The 18,355-nt window shown below is 62.6% G+C and carries 14 protein-coding genes and 1 other RNA gene; 11 read left to right on the top strand and 4 right to left on the bottom strand.

Going from position 1 to position 18,355, the window contains the following annotated elements; genetic code table 11:
- Nucleotides 1–13 precede the first annotated feature (13 nt).
- Nucleotides 14–2,680 carry a DNA gyrase subunit A gene (gene gyrA / locus LMJ30_RS16685; protein ID WP_229433547.1) on the bottom strand — a complete coding sequence of 889 codons (2,667 nt, stop codon included), beginning with the start codon at nt 2,678–2,680 and terminating at the stop codon, nt 14–16.
- Nucleotides 2,681–3,073: 393 nt separating this feature from the next.
- Between gyrA and ompA the strand changes: the two genes are divergently transcribed.
- The 4 genes from ompA to LMJ30_RS16665 all read left to right on the top strand — a co-directional run bounded on the left by ompA (nt 3,074) and on the right by LMJ30_RS16665 (nt 6,022).
- A complete protein-coding gene (ompA, locus tag LMJ30_RS16680) occupies nt 3,074–3,784 on the top strand; it encodes an outer membrane protein OmpA (protein WP_229433545.1) in 711 nt (236 codons plus the stop codon).
- Nucleotides 3,785–3,874: 90 nt separating this feature from the next.
- Nucleotides 3,875–4,570 carry a bifunctional 2-polyprenyl-6-hydroxyphenol methylase/3-demethylubiquinol 3-O-methyltransferase UbiG gene (gene ubiG, locus LMJ30_RS16675; protein WP_229433543.1) on the top strand — a complete coding sequence of 232 codons (696 nt, stop codon included), beginning with the start codon at nt 3,875–3,877 and terminating at the stop codon, nt 4,568–4,570.
- A gap of 39 nt (nt 4,571–4,609) precedes the next feature.
- Nucleotides 4,610–5,296 (top strand): HAD family hydrolase, encoded by a 687-nt coding sequence (locus tag LMJ30_RS16670; protein WP_371873037.1) that lies wholly within the window; start codon nt 4,610–4,612, stop codon nt 5,294–5,296.
- A gap of 144 nt (nt 5,297–5,440) precedes the next feature.
- The gene (locus LMJ30_RS16665) at nt 5,441–6,022 is read left to right on the top strand and encodes a glycine zipper 2TM domain-containing protein (RefSeq protein ID WP_229433539.1); all 582 of its coding nucleotides are present in this window, start codon (nt 5,441–5,443) and stop codon (nt 6,020–6,022) included.
- 21 nt (nt 6,023–6,043) lie between these two features.
- Here LMJ30_RS16665 and LMJ30_RS16660 read toward each other — a convergent pair whose 3' ends face one another.
- Nucleotides 6,044–6,895, bottom strand: coding sequence for a class I SAM-dependent methyltransferase (locus LMJ30_RS16660; RefSeq protein WP_229433537.1), 852 nt, complete (start codon nt 6,893–6,895; stop codon nt 6,044–6,046).
- A 180-nt stretch (nt 6,896–7,075) separates the two neighbouring features.
- Here LMJ30_RS16660 and ssrA point away from each other — a divergent pair.
- The 3 genes from ssrA (at nt 7,076) to LMJ30_RS16645 (ending at nt 10,586) form a co-directional block, all read left to right on the top strand.
- Nucleotides 7,076–7,435: a transfer-messenger RNA gene (ssrA, locus tag LMJ30_RS16655) on the top strand.
- A gap of 448 nt (nt 7,436–7,883) precedes the next feature.
- Nucleotides 7,884–8,852: a cyanophycinase gene (locus tag LMJ30_RS16650; protein WP_229433536.1), complete on the top strand. Its 969-nt coding sequence runs from the start codon at nt 7,884–7,886 to the stop codon at nt 8,850–8,852.
- An 18-nt stretch (nt 8,853–8,870) separates the two neighbouring features.
- Nucleotides 8,871–10,586: an asparagine synthase-related protein gene (locus LMJ30_RS16645; RefSeq protein ID WP_229433534.1), complete on the top strand. Its 1,716-nt coding sequence runs from the start codon at nt 8,871–8,873 to the stop codon at nt 10,584–10,586.
- On the opposite strand, the gene LMJ30_RS16640 is transcribed toward LMJ30_RS16645, so the two are convergent.
- Together LMJ30_RS16640 and LMJ30_RS16635 are read right to left on the bottom strand one after the other, a co-directional pair.
- The gene (locus tag LMJ30_RS16640) at nt 10,531–12,765 is read right to left on the bottom strand and encodes an ATP-binding protein (protein WP_229433532.1); all 2,235 of its coding nucleotides are present in this window, start codon (nt 12,763–12,765) and stop codon (nt 10,531–10,533) included. The two genes, LMJ30_RS16645 and LMJ30_RS16640, sit on opposite strands and share 56 nt — an antisense overlap.
- Before the next feature lie 4 nt (nt 12,766–12,769).
- A complete protein-coding gene (locus tag LMJ30_RS16635) occupies nt 12,770–13,924 on the bottom strand; it encodes a pyridoxal phosphate-dependent aminotransferase (RefSeq protein ID WP_229433530.1) in 1,155 nt (384 codons plus the stop codon).
- A 185-nt stretch (nt 13,925–14,109) separates the two neighbouring features.
- Between LMJ30_RS16635 and LMJ30_RS16630 the strand changes: the two genes are divergently transcribed.
- The 4 genes from LMJ30_RS16630 (at nt 14,110) to LMJ30_RS16615 (ending at nt 18,229) form a co-directional block, all read left to right on the top strand.
- Nucleotides 14,110–15,609, top strand: coding sequence for a DUF4331 domain-containing protein (locus LMJ30_RS16630; protein ID WP_371873035.1), 1,500 nt, complete (start codon nt 14,110–14,112; stop codon nt 15,607–15,609).
- A 10-nt stretch (nt 15,610–15,619) separates the two neighbouring features.
- Entirely contained in the window at nt 15,620–15,859 is a 240-nt protein-coding gene (locus LMJ30_RS16625; protein WP_229433528.1) for a hypothetical protein, read from the top strand.
- A gap of 67 nt (nt 15,860–15,926) precedes the next feature.
- The gene (locus LMJ30_RS16620) at nt 15,927–17,099 is read left to right on the top strand and encodes a tetratricopeptide repeat protein (RefSeq protein WP_229433527.1); all 1,173 of its coding nucleotides are present in this window, start codon (nt 15,927–15,929) and stop codon (nt 17,097–17,099) included.
- The gene (locus LMJ30_RS16615) at nt 17,096–18,229 is read left to right on the top strand and encodes a HupE/UreJ family protein (protein WP_229433525.1); all 1,134 of its coding nucleotides are present in this window, start codon (nt 17,096–17,098) and stop codon (nt 18,227–18,229) included. The genes LMJ30_RS16620 and LMJ30_RS16615 overlap by 4 nt, the downstream gene beginning before the upstream one ends.
- Nucleotides 18,230–18,355: the final 126 nt, after the last annotated feature.

Raw genomic sequence — 18,355 nt, 5'->3', positions numbered from 1 at the left:
TCAGGTCGCAGTCTTATTCTGCGGCGTCGGACGAATCAGCCGAATCGGCGGCGTCGACCGAACCATTGCCATCTGCCGGCGCCAGTTCGACTTCTTCCAGGTCAGTCTCCACCACGCGCTGCAGGCCGGACAGCTTGGTGCCGTCTTCCACCGCAATCAGGGTCACGCCCTGGGTTGCGCGGCCCATCTCGCGGATCTCGGCGACACGGGTGCGGATCAGCACGCCGCCGGTCGTGATCAGCATGATCTCGTCGGTTGGCTCGACCAGGGTCGCGGCGACGACTTTGCCGTTACGCTCGCTGGTCTGGATCGCGATCATGCCCTTGGTGCCGCGGCCATGGCGGGTGTATTCAAGAATCGGAGTACGCTTGCCGTAGCCGTTTTCGGTTGCCGTCAGCACGGACTGCTGCTCGTTTTCCGCCACCAGCAGCGCGATCACGTTCTGGCCGTCTTCCAGGTTCATGCCGCGCACGCCGCGCGCGGTACGGCCCATCGGACGCACGTCGTTCTCGTCGAAGCGCACTGCCTTGCCGGCGTCGGAGAACAGCATCACGTCATGCTTGCCATCGGTGAGCGCAGCGCCGATCAGGAAGTCGCCGTCGTCCAGGTCGACCGCGATGATGCCGGCCTTGCGTGGATTGGAGAAGTCCTTCAGCGGGGTCTTCTTGACGGTGCCGAGGCTGGTCGACATGAACACGTAGTGGTCTTCAGGGAAGGTGCGGTTTTCGCCAGACAGCGGCAGCACCACGGTGATCTTCTCGTTGTCCTGCAGCGGGAACATGTTGACGATCGGCTTGCCGCGCGAGTTGCGCGAGCCTTGTGGCACTTCCCATACCTTCAGCCAGTACATGCGGCCGCGGTTCGAGAAGCACAGGATGTAATCGTGCGTGTTCGCGATGAACAGCTGGTCGATCCAGTCCTCGTCCTTGGTCATCATCGCCTGCTTGCCGCGGCCACCACGCTTCTGCGCGCGGTACTCGGTAATCGGCGTCGACTTCATGTAGCCGGTGTGCGACAAGGTCACGACCATGTCCTGCGGCGTGATCAGGTCTTCGGTTTCCAGGTCGGTTGCGTTGTGCTCGATTGCGGAGCGGCGCGCATCCTTGCCGTTGGCCGTGTATTCGTTGACGACCTGGCCCATTTCGTCGGTGATGATCGCGGTGACGCGCTCCGGACGCGCCAGGATGTCCAGCAGGTCGGCGATGTGCGCCATGACTTCTTTGTACTCGTTGACGATCTTGTCCTGCTCAAGGCCGGTCAGGCGCTGCAGGCGCATCTGCAGGATTTCCTGCGCCTGTTCGTCCGACAGCTTGTACAGGCCGTCCTGCTGCATGCCGTAGTGCTTCGGCAGGTGCTCAGGGCGGAACGCCTCGATGCCGCCGGCGGCGCCGGTTTCGGTACGGCTCAGCATTTCGCGCACCAGGGACGAGTCCCAGGCGCGCTGCATCAGTTCGGTCTTCGCGATCGGCGGCGTCGGCGCGGCCTTGATGATGGCGATGAAGTCGTCGATGTTCGCCAGCGCGACTGCCAGGCCTTCGAGCATGTGGCCGCGTTCGCGCGCTTTGCGCAGGTCGAACACGGTGCGGCGCGTGACCACTTCGCGGCGGTGCTGCAGGAAGCACACCAGCATCTGCTTGAGGTTCAGCAGCTTTGGCTGGCCGTCGACCAGCGCCACCATGTTCATGCCGAAGGTGTCTTGCAACTGGGTCTGCTTGTACAGGTTGTTCAGCACAACCTCAGGCACTTCGCCGCGCTTGAGTTCAATCACCACGCGCATGCCCGACTTGTCGGACTCGTCGCGGATGTCGGAGATGCCTTCGAGCTTCTTGTCGCGCACGTTCTCGGCGATACGCTCGAGCAGCGACTTCTTGTTGACCTGGTACGGCAGCTCATCGACGATGATCGCGATGCGGCCGCCGTCCTTGCCGTACTCTTCGAAGTGGGTCTTGGCGCGCATGACAACGCGGCCACGGCCGGTGCGGTAGCCGTCGCGCACACCCGAAACGCCGTAGATGATGCCGGCGGTCGGGAAGTCAGGCGCCGGAATCAGTTCGATCAGTTCATCGATCGAGCAGTCAGGGTTGTTCAGTACGTGCAGCGCGCCCTTGATCACTTCCGACAGGTTGTGCGGAGGGATGTTGGTCGCCATGCCGACCGCGATACCCGACGAGCCATTGATCAGCAGGTTAGGAATGCGGGTTGGCAGGACGGTCGGCTCTTTTTCCTTGCCGTCGTAGTTAGGCTGGAAATCGACGGTGTCCTTGTCGATATCGGCCAGCACTTCGCTGGCGATCTTGTCGAGGCGGCACTCGGTGTAACGCATTGCCGCGGCGCTGTCGCCGTCGATGGAACCGAAGTTGCCCTGGCCGTCGACCAGCGTGTAGCGCAGCGAGAAGTCCTGCGCCATACGCACCAGCGTGTCGTAAATCGACGCGTCGCCGTGCGGGTGGTACTTACCCATCGTCTCGCCGACCACGCGCGCGCACTTGACGTACGGGCGGTTGTGGACGTTGTTCATCTCGTGCATGGCGAACAAGACCCGGCGGTGCACCGGCTTGAGGCCGTCGCGCACATCCGGCAAGGCTCGGCCAACGATCACGCTCATGGCGTAATCGAGGTAGCTCTTGCGCATCTCTTCTTCGAGGGAAATAGGGATTGTTTCTTTGGCGAATTGATCCATTGGCGGGTCGACTGCTCTCAGGCTTTGTTTATAGGTATACGCAAAACTGCACGGAACGACCTGCCGGGTGCTTTGAGCGCCGCAACGCGGCCAGCAAAACGACCGGCAGACAAGAGAGGGATTTTAGCATGCGCCGTATAGCGGCAGCGCAATTCCTTCCCGACGGCCTGGCGTGAGCATTTCTGCAATACGCAAGGGAAAATTATGCCGCCTAGGCAATATGTTGCACGAAAACAACGTGCCTGGCAATTGCGCCGGGCTTTGATTTAACGCTATTCGTGCTATTTGTGCTCATGTGGCAAAATGGTTGAGAAGTTAATTGCCTGTTTCGCAATCTAAACGAACAGTTGCGCAGTCTAGCTGCGGAGACCACCCCCGAAAGGAAGACCAGAAATGAAGAAAATTACGCTCATGCTTGCGGCCTGTGTAGCGATTGCGGGCAGCGCATTCGCGCAGTCCTCGCCTCCGTTCGCGCCACTCACCACCGACATCCAGGCCAAGACCCCATACAGCGCATACGTTCAGGATTCCCGCGGCGTCATCACGCGCAACCCGTTCGGCCTGTGCTGGCGCACCGGCTACTGGACGCCTGCCGATGCGGTGCCAGGCTGCGACCTGCCGATCTGCGTCGAGCCGGAAAAGCTCGAAAACGGCAAGTGCGTCGCACCGCCGCCGCCACCAGCACCGCCGCCAGCCGAGCCAGCACCTGCTCCAGCGCCAGCGCCGGCGCCAGTACCGACCACCGAAAAAGTGTCGTACGCCGCTGACGCGTTCTTCGACTTCGACAAGGCAGTGCTCAAGCCAGCCGGCAAGGCATCGCTGGACGAACTGACCACCAAGCTCGAAGGCATGAACCTGGAAGTCATCATCGCTGTAGGCCACACCGACTCGATCGGCACCGACGCTTACAACGAGAAGCTGGCGATCCGCCGTGCTGAAGCGGTCAAGACCTACCTGCGTGGCAAGGGCATCGATGCGAACCGCATCTACACCGAAGGCAAGGGCGAGAAGCAGCCAGTTGCCGACAACAAGACCTCCGCCGGCCGCGCCAAGAACCGCCGCGTAGAGATCGAAGTTGTGGGTACCCGCACCACCACCAAATAAGCGCTGCGCGCTTTACCGAACCCCGCTGCGGCGGGGTTTTTTTATGCACGCGTCCGTCGTGTGCGCAATTTTCCCGCTATTATTCCCGCTATGAATGCAGATCCACACGAAATCCAGAAGTTCAGCGAACTGGCCCACCGCTGGTGGGACCCGACGTCCGAGTTCCGCCCGCTCCACGAGATCAACCCCTTGCGTCTCGAATGGATCAACGCGCGCGCGCCCCTGGCAGGCAAGAAAGTCATGGACATCGGCTGCGGCGGCGGCATCCTGGCCGAATCGATGGCCCGCAAAGGCGCCGACGTCACCGGTATCGACCTGTCGGAAAAGGCGCTGAAGGTCGCCGACCTGCACAGCCTTGAATCGGAAGTGAGCGTGCGCTACAAGCACATCGCGGCCGAAGAGATGGCCGCGCAAGAGCCGGGGCAGTACGACGTTGTCACCTGCATGGAGATGCTGGAGCACGTGCCGGACCCCGCATCGATCGTGCGCGCCGCTGCCACGCTGGTCAAACCGGGCGGCCATGTGTTCTTATCTACATTGAACCGCAATCCAAAGGCTTACCTGTTTGCCGTGGTCGGCGCCGAGTACCTGTTGCGCATGCTCCCGAAGGGCACGCACGACTATGCCAAATTCATCACGCCTGCGGAACTGTCGCAGTTCGTGCGCGAAGCCGGGCTGAATGTGGACGCCTTCAAGGGCCTCACCTACAACCCGCTCACCAAGATCTACGCGCTGAACCAGGACACCGACGTTAACTACATGGTTGCCTGCAGCCGTCCGCTGTAAAAATCACACCGCTTTTATCCCATGACCCGCACCATTCCTATGCAGGCACCGCGTGCCATTCTGTTCGACCTCGATGGCACACTGGCCGACACCGCGCCCGACCTGGCGGCGGCGGTCAACCACCTGCGCATGGTGCGCGGCATGGAGCCGACGCCCTACGCCATCCTGCGCCCGACCGCTTCGGCCGGAGCGCGCGGCATGATCGGCGCGGCCTTCGGCCTGACGCCGGCCGACGAGGGCTACGAAACGCTGCGCCTCGAATGGTTCGACCGCTACCAGTCTGCGATGGCGGTGCACAGTAGCCTCTTTGACGGCGTGCCTGAACTGATCGAAGGCCTCAATGCGGCAGGCATTGCGTGGGGTGTTGTCACCAACAAGCCTGCGCGCTTTACCGATCCGCTGATTCCGCAGATCGGCCTTGCCCATGCTGGCTGCGTCGTCTCGGGCGACACCACGCCACACTCGAAGCCGCACCCTGCCCCGCTGTTCGAAGGCGCGCAGCGCCTTGGCATCGCGCCGGAACAGTGCTGGTATGTCGGCGACGACCTGCGCGACATCGAAGCCGGCCGTGCAGCCGGCATGGTGACGGTAGCGTGCGCGTGGGGCTACTGCGGCGCGGAAGAGCCGTTGGGCTGGGGCGCCGACTACCTGGTCGCAACCCCGCACGACCTGCTGCGTGCGATCCAGGCAGCTACCGCCGCGCAGATGAACGCGCTGGTGGCCTGATCCGCTGCATGGGCTCCCGCATGCGCGGGAGCGACGGATGTGGCTTACACATCCTTACGATTGATACAGCCCAGCGTCTATCCCTGAACAGGCAACGCCCTTAATCTACTCCTGCACGACAAACAAACGTCACAGGAGCAGACCATGGAATCAATCAAAACCGCGACTCGCATTCACCCGCTGATGGCAGCGGCGGCACTGTCCGTCATCACCGTCAGCATCGCCGGCACCGCGGCCATTACCGGCCTGCTGCCAACCTCCAAGGCCGATGCGCCAGTCGCCGCAGCCGCGCCGATGGTCCAGGCTAGCGGCATGCCGCTGCCAGCAAACGCGATGCCGGTTGCGTACTACGCCGCCCCTGTGGCAGCCGCACCGGCGCCACTGCCAGTGGCAGTCAAGCCAGCCGCGCCGCTGCGCCTCGCGGTGTACGAAGAAGAACCGGCGCCAAAGCCGAAGCCAAAACCAAAGCCACGCCCACGTCCGCAGCCGAAGGAAGTTCACCACCACCACGTGGTGCAGAACGATGCGCCGACCTACCAGGCGCCTGCGGTGCAGCCAGCGCCAAGGCAGCCTAACTATGTCGGCATCGGCGCCGGTGCAGTCATCGGCGGGCTGCTCGGCAACCAGGTCGGCGGCGGCAACGGCAAGAAGCTGGCCACGCTGGCGGGCATCATCGGCGGCGGCATGATCGGCAACGAGATCCAGAACCGCACAGCCAACCGCTAAGCTGCGGCCGCGCGATGCCGGTCAGCGTTTGCGGAACATGCAGACCACGGCATCGCTCGGGAACATGCTCAGTACCGGAATGGCGCACACGATGGCCACGTACTGGGCCCACAGGATCGCCCGGTTGGACTGCCCGGTAAAGCGCAGCCGCTCCATCAGTCCGCGCACGCGCAAGGCAGGCAGCTCGAAGAAGTGCACCGGGAAGAATCCGTTCTTGCTCACCAGCCGGCTGAGGTTACGGTGGTTGAAATAATGGACATGCGGTGACGGCAGTCCCTTCTGCCACAAGCGCTCGAAGGGGCCGCGCATGCCCAGCCGCGCCAGCAACGACGCCACCTTGTAGAAGAAACCGCGGCTGCTGGGCAGGTTCAGTATCAGCAGCCCCTCTGGCGCAAGCCGCTCGCGGCATGCGGCCAGTGCTGCGTGAATGTCCGGTATATGTTCGATCACATCGTTAAACACGATGATGTCGAAGCACTCCCCCTCCTCCAGCGCATCCGGAAAATAACCTGCGCGCACCGGCAGCCCTTTCGCCAGCGCGTGCTCGCTCAGCGCCGCATCCGGTTCGATCCCGAGCACCACGAAATGCCCGCGCGCCGCTTCCAGGAACCAGCCATGCGCGCAACCGACATCGAGCATCGACCTCGCCCCCGGCTGCGCGAAATGGATAGCCTCCTCGACGATCGCCTGGAAGTTCTCGACGCGCAGTGCGCGCAAAGCCGTTTCGCGGTCGCGCTCATTGAGCTGCGCATGCGAGGCCAGGTCATTGATGCGCGGCGCCAGGGCGGCGCTCTCGTAATCGCAGTAGCGGCAGGTGGTATGCCACGGCGCCACGCCGCTGGACGTCATGCTTCCGCACACAATGCAGTTCATCGCTTCTCCCGCTGGGCCCCGTGCAAGCGAAAAATTCGCTTCAGCCAGCGCGCCAGCGTTGAAGCTTAATTATTTACAGAATGACAGCATTGTCTGCGATCAATGGGGCTTGCGGAACTTTGTAAGTCTCTGTAGCAAACCGGCGCGCGGGCCCGGAGTTTGCTACAATACGAACTGTTTGGGGGCGACCTGGTTTCGACGTGGGTTGCAAAGCAGAACAGGGCATACCGAGGACTGGTTACCTCGTAAATACATCCAGAAATCAATAACTGCAAACGATAACTCGTACGCACTCGCAGCTTAATTGCTGCTAGCTCTAGAACACCTCGTCCCTGGGGTGGGCCGTCAAAAGCTCTAGAGTCATTTACAGGGACTCGTCTGATGTTGGGTTACTTAGCCTCAGACTAAATAATAGGTAACTCGCCTTGGCACAGCGTGCACGTCCGCGTTGTCAGGGTTAAATTAAATGGCAGTGCTAAGTATGTAGAACTGTCTGTAGAGTGCTTGCGGACGCGGGTTCGATTCCCGCCGCCTCCACCACCGCTTGCTAAAAAACCGCCTTCGGCGGTTTTTTTTCGTCTGCGCCAACAGGCGGCGGGAAGCGAACCCGCGTCCGCGGGGCGTAGGCGGGGTTTCGTCGAGCACCGCTCGGCGCCGCCGGAGCGACTTGCGCTTGCAAGCGCAAGGCTCTCCGATTCGTCTGACTAAAGGGAAATCGCGAAAGCGATTTCTTGCTCTTCGCCTCCCCCGCCTTTCCTTCAAATCGCCGAAGGCGATTTCACTCCACCAAAATCTTTCCGCCCTTCAACGCCGCCATTAAATCCCCCACAAGTGTTGCGTCGCAACCTCCAACCCACCCCATCTTTGTAGTACGCTGTTCAATTAATAATTCAACAACGCTGACCCATCCACGCTGCCCGCAAGGAGGACGTCCATGAAATCATTAACACCCGCTCGCCAGCTCATCTCCCGCAGCTGGCGGCTCGGAATGGTTTCCCTCGCCCTCTGCGCTGCACAGCTGGCCCATGCCGAAAAGCCCTACAGGTATTACGCGGTAGGCGACACCACCGACGTCGCCCTGCCCCGGCCCGCCAATCCAGCACTTGTCCTGATGGGCGGTGGTCCCGACGTCGACGCCGCCTTCAAATGGATGATCAGCAAGGGTGGCGGCGGAAACTTCGTCGTCATCCGTGCCAGCGGAACGGACGCCTACAATCCGTATATCCTGGCGATGGGAGGCGTGCGCTCAGTCGAAACCATCGTGATCTCAGGCCGGACGGCAGCAAGCGACCCATTCGTGCTGCGCCGCATCCGCGGCGCGGACGCACTGTTTATCGCCGGTGGAGACCAAAGCGACTACCTGAAATACTGGAAAGACACCCCGCTCGAAAGCGCCCTGCAGGAACTGGCGAACCGCAACGTTCCGCTGGGGGGCACCAGCGCTGGCCTTGCCGTGCTCGGACAATTCATCTACTCCGGCATGAACCAGTCGGTGACGTCCGCGGCCGCGCTCGCCAATCCCTACGATAAAAACGTCACGCTCGACCGCGATTTCCTGGCCTTGCCACCATTGGCCAGGGCAATCACCGATTCGCACCTTGACTCGCGCGACCGGATGGGACGCCTGATCACGTTCATGGCACGTGTCGTCAACGACGGGTGGACGAGTTCAGCACTCGGCATCGGTATCGATGTCGAGACCGCGCTGCTCGTCGAGAATGCCCAGGCTGTGCGGGTTGGCCTCGGGTCCGTGTACTTCCTTCGGTCGGTCGGCCTGCCGCAAGTGTGCGCGCCGAAAACGCCACTGACCTACGAAAACGTCGGCGTCCAGCGGCTATCAGGCGGAGGATCGTTCGACCTGGGCAACTGGGCGGGATACGGATCCACCGTTAACTACGCAATCTCGGCCATGAAGGGCACACTTGTGTCGACTCAGCCGGGCGGCGCGATCTATTAAAGTCGCCTTAAGCCAGCTGTGGACTCCATTTCGGGAATAACTTTTAAAGGGCTTAAAGAAGTTGTCCTGGTCCGCGGACACGACGCATTTGCCTATTGCCCAACAGATGACCCCGATGTCGCTTGCTATCTCGCCGGGACCTATGCCCAGCCGATCCCCCCACCGGCCGTTAACACTTCCAACGTCTCGGACCTGTTCGGCCAGTTCGTCGTGCTGCGCCATAACCTCCGCACACGCACATTAACGATCCTGAACGACCGCTTCGGCCTGTATCCGCTGTATATCGCGCGCGAGGACACCCGGCTCTACCTTGGCTTTGAATTCCACCACATAGCAAACCAGCTCAACGGAAAGCCCGCAAGCAACTACGAAGCGCTGAGCGATTTTCTGGCATTCAACGTGCCGTATGATCGCCGGACACCGTTGAGCGCCGTTGAAGCGCTGGGCGGGGGCGTCGAACTGACGATCGACCTCGACACCTTATCTTTGCAAACACGCAAGACCTGGCATCCGGCGACCCTGCTTGCAAATGCCGATCTACATTTCGACCAAGTGAAAGACGCGCTGGTAGACCTGTATCTGGAGGGCGTGGAACTTGCCGTGGGATCCACCCCTGTACGTATAACCTTATCTGGCGGTGCCGATTCGCGTTGCCTGCTCGCCGCAAGCCTGCACTTGGGAAAAGAAACGACGGCATACAGTACCGGTATCGCGGGCAGCCGCGCCTTGTCCTATGCCAGCGATATGGCGGCCAGATGCGGCGTTCCCCACGTCGTTCGGCCACTGGACAACAGTTTTGTTGATCAGCTGCCTGCACTGATGCTTCAGTGCAGCAAAGCTACACAGGGCATGAGCCTGTCGTCAGAAGTTGAAGCCTTATGGCTGCGCCAAAAGCTGGAGCCCGGTGGCATCCTTTTGCACGGGGCTTTTGGCGAACTCTACAAGATTGGACAGATGCATCAATATCCCTTCGATGCCGCGACTGCGTCGAAAAAAGGAGAAGCACTCACGGATCAGCTGTGGCAGCGCTTCGGGAAAACCTATCAGCTGCGCAAAAGTGGATTCAACGAAACCTATCAATCACGGATCGGCGACTTTGCTCGGCAGCACCTCAGCGATAAGGTGAAGCAGTACGCGCGCGGGCTCGACACGGCTGGCGTACTCCAGATGTTTTACATTGATGAGTTTATCGGGAAAGTGGTGAAGTCGAGCGGCCAGATGTGGCGGCAAAGCACGCCTATCGCGTTCCCGTTCGCCTACCCACCCTTGATCGACCTGATATTGCGTGTCCGTCCGCAGCAAAAAACGACGAACCGGTTTGTGGCCCATCTTCTTGCACGGACGAACAGTCAACTCGGTCGCTACCCGGATTCGAACACCGGTGTACGCATCGGTGCCTCGCGCTTGCGCAGGCAATTGACGCATGCTTACGATTACGCGACCGCACTTGTCCGCCCGCATTACCGCTGTTTCGACCACCAGAACTTTTCCACCTGGCTGGCAAGCATCGCCGGTGGGCCTGAGTCAATGTTCCATGAGTTTAATGAAGCAACCGGTGCGCTCGATCTTCCACAGGTCGGGCGCTTGATCCAGCGCTGCCGCGCGGGCGATGACGCGGCCGCTCGCACGCTGTTCTTCCTTTGGCGCTGGTCGCTTGCAAAAATAGTTCTTTCAACGATCACTGGTCCTTCGACGTCAACAACGCCAACAGCGCCTCAACATCTACCGGCTTAACAAAATAGTGATCAAACCCGGCGGCCAACGACCGCTCCCGGTCCTCCGCCCTGCCATACCCGCTGATCGCAATCATCACGGCTGACGCCGCCTCAGGCAGCGCCCTCAGCCTTTTCACCAGCTCGTTGCCGTCGATATCCGGCAGCCCGATATCGAGCAGGCAGAACGCCGGCGGCTTCTCGCACGCGGCCAGCAATCCCTGCTCGCCGCCATACGCCACCGTCACCTCGAACCCATGGGCGTCCAGGTACATGGATAGCATCTGCGCGGCATCCTTGTTGTCATCCACCAGCAGGCAACGTGCTCCGGCCGCGATGGGCACGATGCTTGCGGCATGCACCTCGTCACGCCGCTGGGCATCAACGGCAATGCGCGGCAATTCAACCGTCAGGGTGCTGCCATGCCCCAGCCCCTCGCTCTCGGCGAAAACCGTACCGCCGTGCAAACCGACCAGTTTCTTCACCAGCGCCAGGCCCAGTCCCAGGCCGCCGTCCGACCGGTCCGACGCCCGCTCGCCCTGCGCGAAAAGGTCAAACGCCCGTGCCAGCAGGTCAGGCGCCATGCCGATGCCGTTGTCGGCCACCGTGAGCCTGACAACATCTCGCGCGCACGACACGCCGACCTCGATCCGGCCCCCCACCGGCGTGTATTTGGCCGCGTTGGTGAGCAAATTTGCCACCACCTGAACCAGCCGCTTGCGGTCACCTTGCACAGGACATGCGGCAGGCGAGACGTCCAGCGCCAGCTGCTGGGTTTTGCGCGTGATCAGCGGCCTGACCTGCTCGACCGCGTCATTGACGATGTCGCCCAGTTCAAGCGCTTCGGTATGCAGCTCGATGAAGCCGCGATTCACGCGCGACACATCAAGCAGGTCGTCGATCAGCCGCGTCATGTGCTCGGCCTGCCGCGCGATGATCAGCGCGGCCTGGGAGATCGATGGATTATCGGTGGCGGTCCGCTTCAAAATCTCCGCGCCGGCCGAAATCGGCGCCAGCGGATTGCGCAGTTCATGCGCCAGCATTGCCAGGAACTCGTCCTTGCGGCGGTCGGCCGCCACCAGCATCGCCTCGCTGTGATCGCGCTGCGCGTCTTTCTTCTGCAGCGCGGCGGCCATCTCGTCGAGCGAACGGGCCAGTTCACTGATCTCCTCATTCCCGTAGCGCATGCCCGTGCGCGTGGCCAGCGAGCCCGACGCAATCAGGTTTGCGGTCACGGCAAGCCGGCGCATGCGTTGCACGATCAGGATATTGCCGCCGAACCAGGCGGCAAGCCCGGCAAGCAGCACCGTTGTCACCAGCCCCAGGATCACGAAACGCTGGTCGCGTTCGGCCGCGGCAAGAAAATCGATTTCAGGCACGCCGATCAGCACCCGGTACTCGCCCAGGTCGCCCTGCCCCACGCCAGCCGAGGCATACAGGCGTTCGACGCCGTCGAAGTCGCGCACGATCACGGGCGGACGCCCCGTGAGGGCCACATGGTGCAGCGTCGGGGTGGTCTTCTTTCCCAGCCAGGCGGCAGAATCCGGACGCCGGCTGATGACTGTTCCCTGGTCATCCAGTGTCCACATCAGCGTACCTGGCGGCAGCTTGACATCGGCAACAAACCTGTCGAGCTCAGTGAGGTCAATCGCCGCGAACAGCACCGCCACGACCTTGCCCCGCTTGATGACCGGGTAGGTCAGGTTGATCGTGTGTTTTTGAATCACGCGCCCGAACACGTAGCGGCTGGCGATGAAGCGCCTTTCGGCGACCGCGCGCTTGAAATGCCGGCGGTCGCCCAGGTTCACGGGCGCCGCGAGGGGGACGGCGCTGCAGCTGACATTGCCGTCCATTTCGATCAGGCCGAAGTTGACGTAGATCGTGTTCTTGGAGAGGATGTCCGCCATCAGCTCATTGCACTTGGCCGGATCGGCAGTCACGTCCGATACGCTGGACAAGTCGCGCAAAATTTGCCGCGCGCCTTGCAGCGACTGAGCCTCGTTCGCCGCGGCAAGGTTGGCCAGCCGCTGCAAGTTCTGTCGCGCGTTGGCCAACGCGTTCTGGCGCTCCTGGATGCCGGCGGCCACCGTCATCGCGACCATTGGCGCAATCGCCAGGCCGACCAGCAGCAGCAGGCGCCAGCGCAGGCTGTTCAGCCGCGCCGGGTCAAAGCTTGGGAAGGACCATCGGAACGCTGGCACTTTGTTACCCGCCGCTCTCTGACATTTGCTTGCCGAACGCGACAATGGCAGCGATGCCTTTGCGCAGCGTGGCGATGTCATCAGAAATGAATCCCATGCGGATAAAGCCCGGCATGCCCAGCGCATCGCCCGGCATGATGGCAACCTTTTTTTCAGCCAGCAGCCGTTCGGCGAACTGCACGGTATCGCAGCCAAGCGCGCTCACGTCGACCCAGATATACGGGCCCGATTCCGGGCTGCGCACTTTCATCCACTTGACGGGCGAGAGCATGTCCATGAGCAGGTCGCGCCTGGCCCTGTAGTCGGCCACCAGATGGCCGGGTTCGTCTGAGAAGAATGCCGCTTCGCAGGCTGCCTGGGTCAGCGCCGATGGCGCGGCGGTAATCGGGCCCTGCAGGGTTTCCATCGCGCTGACCACCTCGGCGGGCCCCACCGCGAAACCGCAGCGCCAGCCCATCATGGCGTAACTTTGCGAGGCAGAAAACAGCGTCACGATGCCCAACTTGCGCCAGTGCGCGGAGCCGGACAGGCTGTGGTGAGTCCGGTCGAACAACAGTTTTTCATAGCTTTCGTCAACAATGGCGCCGCAACCGGTACGCGCCAGCCAATCTTCGAGCACATCGAGCTCGTCGCGGGTGAACACCTTGCCCGTCGGATTGTGCGGGTTGTTCAAGATGAGCAGCCGGGCCGGGGGAAGCGCGTCGAGCACATCCCGGGCCAGCACATCGGGCAGGTCCACCAGCACGACCTCAAGTCCAAGCAGGCGCGACGTGGCAAGGTAGGCCGGCCAATACGGACGGAACACAATGATCGTATCGCCCGGATCGGTCATCGCGTACATCGCCTCGTACAGCGCTTGCTTTGCCCCGTTCGTGACGATGATTTCCGCAGGGCTAGCATCAATCCCGTTTTCAGCTAGCAACTTTTCGCCTAGCCTGGCGCGCAGGCCATGGGCGCCGCCCACGGCCGTATAGGGCAGCACCTGCCTGAGGGCCATGTCCGCCACATCCCGGCGTACCGACTCAGGCGCAGCGAAATGCGAGATGGCGATGGAGAAGTCGATGACCTCTTCACCGTTCAGCTTCATCTGGTCGACACGTCCGTGCATCGCGGTGGTGGCGAGCGGGGAAGCCGAAGCGATTCGTTTGGATATGCGCATGCGTTTTGCCTTCGAAGTGCGATCCTTATTTTACTTGGGAAACATTATCGGGGGCGCACCGTCGAATCGTGTGCCCCCCTCGTGCAACATGCTTAAAAAAAATCCAAAAAAGCATGAATCCGAACGCCAGGCTCCCCCGTACAAGGCCTTGCATATGCAAATAAACCTTTTTTGGGGGAGATACCATGTCACACATAATGAAGCAGTCTTTGCGGGCAATGCTTGCCGGGGTAGCGCTGGCCGCCGTGGCGGCGCCGGGCGCGATGGCCTCGAGCCACCGCGAAGCGCCGTTTATCACCAAGAGCCCGAAGATCGATGCCACCGACTTCTACATGTTCCGCAGCTATGAAACCGGCCGCGACAAGTTCGTGACCCTGATCGCCAACTACATTCCGCTGCAAGACCCGGTCGCAGGACCAAACTACTTCCAGATGGACCCGGACGCGCTGTACGAGATCCACGTCGACAATAATGGCGACGCCAAGGAAGACCTGACCTTCCAGTTCCGCTTCACCAATACCGGGAAAGACGCGCAGTTCACCGTCGGCGGCAAAAAAGTGTCGATCCCGCTGGTGATCAACGGCGGCCCGATCTCCGAGGTCAACGCGGCTGGCACCAATGTGCGCGAGACCTACACCGTGTCCGTGGTCCGCGGCGACCGCCGTTCCGGCACCCGCGCGGCCGTCACCAACGCCACCGGCGGCGGCACCACCTTCGACAAGCCGATCGACAACATCGGCAAGAAGTCGATCCCCGACTACCAGGCCTACGCGGCCAAGCACGTCTACGCGGTCAACATCCCTGGCTGCTCGACGCCTGCCCGCATGTTCGTCGGCCAGCGCAAGGACCCGTTCGTGGTCAACCTCGGCGAGACCTTCGACCTGATCAACATCAAGGCCCCTGCGGTCGAGTTCCTTGCCAACGCCGAACGTAACGCGCGCGACGACCTGGCCGGCAAAAACGTCACCTCGATCGAGATGGAAGTGGCGGCATCGTGCCTGACCGCCGCCACGGGCGGCGACCCGGTCATCGGCGGCTGGACCACCGCCAGCATGCGCCAGGGCCGCTTGCTCAACCCTGCCCCGGGCGCCGGCGCGCCATCGAAAGAAGGCGGCGCATGGACCCAGGTCTCGCGCCTCGGCATGCCACTCGTGAATGAAGTCGTGATCGGCCTGAAGGACAAGGACAAGTTCAACCACAGCAAGCCATCGGCCGACGGCCAGTTTGCCGACTACGTCACCAACCCGACGCTTCCTGCACTGATCGAAGTCCTCTACGGCAGTGCCGGCGCCAAGGCCCCGACCAACTTCCCGCGTAACGACCTCATTGCCGCCTTCCTCACCGGCGTCAAGGGCGTCAACCAGCCTGCCACCGTGACGCCTTCGGAGATGCTGCGCCTGAATACCTCGATCGCGCCGACCGCACCGGGCGCGCAAAAGCGCCTCGGCGTCATCGACGGCGATAACGCAGGCTTCCCTAACGGCCGCCGTCCGGGCGACGACGTGGTCGATATCGCGCTGCGCGTTGTCATGGGCAAGCTGTGCACGCTGAACCTGGGCTGCGCACCTTCCGATGCACCTGCCGGCACCATCCGCTTTACCGACGGCGCCTACCTGGACGAGACCTTCTTCACAGCGGGCTTCCCCTACCTGAAGACGCCGCTGCCTGGCTCGCCGCAGCAATAAGGAGAAAGCCATGAAAAAGCTCCTACTCACAGCCGCAGTCGCGCTGACGCTCACGGCGTGCGGCGGCAGCAGCCACACAGAAAGCTCGCCGCCCCCTGCGCCAACGCCGACGCCGCCACCGGTGTCGATGATTGACTCGTTCTTCGCAGCGGTGCAGTCGCTGGTGGCGTCATCGCCTGAGGATGCGGAGCCGGTCGCCATCGACTCCGTCGCCGCTACCGCGCCGGACAATACGGAACCGGTGCAGTAACCCGTCAAAGCCGGGCCATGGCGCATGCCTGGCCCGGCTTTTTCGTTCATCACCAGGCTTGAATATCATGAAAATACCCTTGCTCATTGCGCTGTGCCTGTCCGCGCTTTCCGCCCAGGCAGCGCCCTACCTGCCGGCTTCCGGCGCGCAGGTCATCGAGACCATGCCGCGCCGTTCCGACCCTGCGCAACAAGACATCGGACGGTTGCGCAAGCAGGTCCGCTCATCCCCCAACGACGTAACACTGGCGACCGCGCTGGCGCGCCGCTACATCGAGATCGGACGCAGCGAAACCGATCCGCGCTACTTCGGCTACGCACAGGCCGCGCTTGCGCCGTGGTGGCATGCCAAGGCGCCCCCGCATGAAGTGCGCCTGCTGCGCGCGACCCTGATGCAGTCGACCCATCACTTTGCCGAGGCGATGGCGGACCTCGACGCGATCACCGCCGCCGATCCTGCCAACGCCCAGGCCTGGCTGACCCGCGCAACGGTGCAGACCGTGCGCGGCGATTACGAGGGGGCCACCGCCAGCTGCGCGCGGCTATCCTCGCTGGCGTCCCAACTTGCCAGCTTCGCCTGCCTTGGCAACGTGGCCGGCGTCACCGGCCGCGCCGCCGCCGGCGAACAGCTGCTCGCGCAAACGCTCGCGCGCAACGCCGACGCGCCGCGCGAGGAACAGGCGTGGGTGCTGACCTTGCTCGCCGAAATGGCGACCAGGCGAGGCGACGCCGCAAGCGCAGAAGCCCGCTACCGCCGCGCACTTGCCGCCAGCCCGCGCGACAGCTATCTGTTAGGCGCTTACGCCGACTTCCTGCTCGACCAGAAGCGCCCGCGCGAGGCTGCGGGCCTGCTGCGCGAGCACCAGCGCATCGACGCACTGCTGTTGCGCTACGCGCTGGCACTGCAACAGCAGCCGGCAAGCAAAGACCAGTTCGGCGCGGCGATGAAGGAGCTTGACGCCCGCTTCGGCGCGGCACTTCAGCGCGGCGACAGCGTGCATGAGCGCGAACACGCGCGCTACACGCTGCACCTGCGCCGCGATCCGAAAGCGGCGCTGGCCCTCGCACAACAGAACTGGCTGGTGCAGAAGGAGCCTGCCGACACGCGGCTGGTGCTGGAAGCGGCGCTCGCCGCAGGCAACCGCGCCGCTGCGGAGCCGATAGTGCGATGGGTTGAGAAGAACCGGCTCGAGGACGTGGCGATCGCCGGCTTGATCCAGCGCCTGAGGACGCCGTCATGACCGGCCGCCTGCTGTTTTTGCTGGCGCTGATGTTCGGCGCGGCCCTGCCCGCGTCCGCACACAAGCCAAGCGACAGCTACCTGGCGCTGGCAGTCGAAGGCGAAACCGTCCGTGGGCAATGGGACATCGCCCTGCGCGACCTCGAATTTGCCATCGGTGTCGACGGTAACGGCGATGGCCAGCTGACATGGGATGAAATCCGCGCGCGGCACCAGGCCATTGCGGCCTATGCGCTGGCCCGCCTCACGATCGCTGGCTGTCCCGTCACGGCCGGCGAACAACTGATCGACAAGCATACCGACGGCGCGTACACGGTGCTGCGCTTTACGGCCGCTTGCGGCACGGCGCCGAAACAGCTCGACGTAGATTACCGCCTGTTCGCCGATACCGATCCCCAGCACAAGGGACTCGTGAAGATCAGCGCGAACGGCGCGACCATGACGGCCATTTTCGGGGTCGACCAGCCCGTCCAATCGTTTGCTGTCGCGGGCGCATCGACAAGCCGGCTGGGTGAATTTGTCGACTACGTCAAGCACGGCGTGTGGCATATCTGGATCGGTTTCGACCACATCCTGTTCCTGCTGTCGCTGCTGCTGCCTGCGGTGCTGGTCTGGCGCGGCGCGGGTGCGGGCTGGGAGAAGGCGCCGGACTTTCGCAGCGCGGCAATCGATGTGCTGAAAATTATCAGCGCATTCACGCTGGCGCATTCGGTGACACTGAGCCTGGCCGCGCTGGGACTGGTTTCACTGCCATCGCGCTGGGTCGAAAGTGCGATTGCGGCGTCGGTCGTCATCGCTGCGCTCAACAACATCGTGCCAATCGTCCAGGGCAGGCGCTGGGTTGCCGCGTTTGTGTTCGGGCTGATTCACGGGTTTGGCTTTGCCAGCGTGCTGGCCGACCTGGGGCTGCCGCAAGGGTCGCTGGCATTGGCGCTGGTCGGGTTTAACGTTGGCGTCGAACTGGGGCAGGTCGCCATCGTGGCCGCGTTCCTGCCGCTCGCTTATGTTGTCAGGGCGAGCTGGTTCTACCGGAGGGTGGTGCTGGTCGGCGGGTCAGTGGCAATCGCCGCGCTGGCGGTCGTGTGGCTGGGCGAGCGCGCACTGGATGTCGAACTGCTCGCGCAGCTGTAAATGCCAATTCGGCGGATGCGCTTCGCTTATCCGCCCTTGTATCTTGTTCGAGTTAGTGGTTAGCTACTACTAACTGAGGTGAGGACCAGCTTGGATCCGCCCTGAAGGCTTGACCTTGCAATGTAG

It is taken from the genome of Massilia agrisoli (genome assembly GCF_020831365.1).
In the GTDB taxonomy this organism is placed as follows: Bacteria; Pseudomonadota; Gammaproteobacteria; order Burkholderiales; family Burkholderiaceae_D; genus Telluria_A; species Telluria_A agrisoli.
Note: the sequence above shows the minus strand (reverse complement) of the source record. Positions and strands in the feature narration are given on the sequence as shown.

Bases quoted from the DNA above. Each gene is read 5' to 3' on its own strand.
- gyrA (WP_229433547.1), bottom strand. From the start codon at position 2,680: ATGGATCAATTCGCCAAAGAAACAATCCCTATTTCCCTCGAAGAAGAG.
- ompA (WP_229433545.1), top strand. From the start codon at position 3,074: ATGAAGAAAATTACGCTCATGCTTGCGGCCTGTGTAGCGATTGCGGGC.
- ubiG (WP_229433543.1), top strand. From the start codon at position 3,875: ATGAATGCAGATCCACACGAAATCCAGAAGTTCAGCGAACTGGCCCAC.
- LMJ30_RS16670 (WP_371873037.1), top strand. From the start codon at position 4,610: ATGCAGGCACCGCGTGCCATTCTGTTCGACCTCGATGGCACACTGGCC.
- LMJ30_RS16665 (WP_229433539.1), top strand. From the start codon at position 5,441: ATGGAATCAATCAAAACCGCGACTCGCATTCACCCGCTGATGGCAGCG.
- LMJ30_RS16660 (WP_229433537.1), bottom strand. From the start codon at position 6,895: ATGAACTGCATTGTGTGCGGAAGCATGACGTCCAGCGGCGTGGCGCCG.
- LMJ30_RS16650 (WP_229433536.1), top strand. From the start codon at position 7,884: ATGGTTTCCCTCGCCCTCTGCGCTGCACAGCTGGCCCATGCCGAAAAG.
- LMJ30_RS16635 (WP_229433530.1), bottom strand. From the start codon at position 13,924: ATGCGCATATCCAAACGAATCGCTTCGGCTTCCCCGCTCGCCACCACC.
- LMJ30_RS16630 (WP_371873035.1), top strand. From the start codon at position 14,110: ATGTCACACATAATGAAGCAGTCTTTGCGGGCAATGCTTGCCGGGGTA.
- LMJ30_RS16625 (WP_229433528.1), top strand. From the start codon at position 15,620: ATGAAAAAGCTCCTACTCACAGCCGCAGTCGCGCTGACGCTCACGGCG.
- LMJ30_RS16620 (WP_229433527.1), top strand. From the start codon at position 15,927: ATGAAAATACCCTTGCTCATTGCGCTGTGCCTGTCCGCGCTTTCCGCC.
- LMJ30_RS16615 (WP_229433525.1), top strand. From the start codon at position 17,096: ATGACCGGCCGCCTGCTGTTTTTGCTGGCGCTGATGTTCGGCGCGGCC.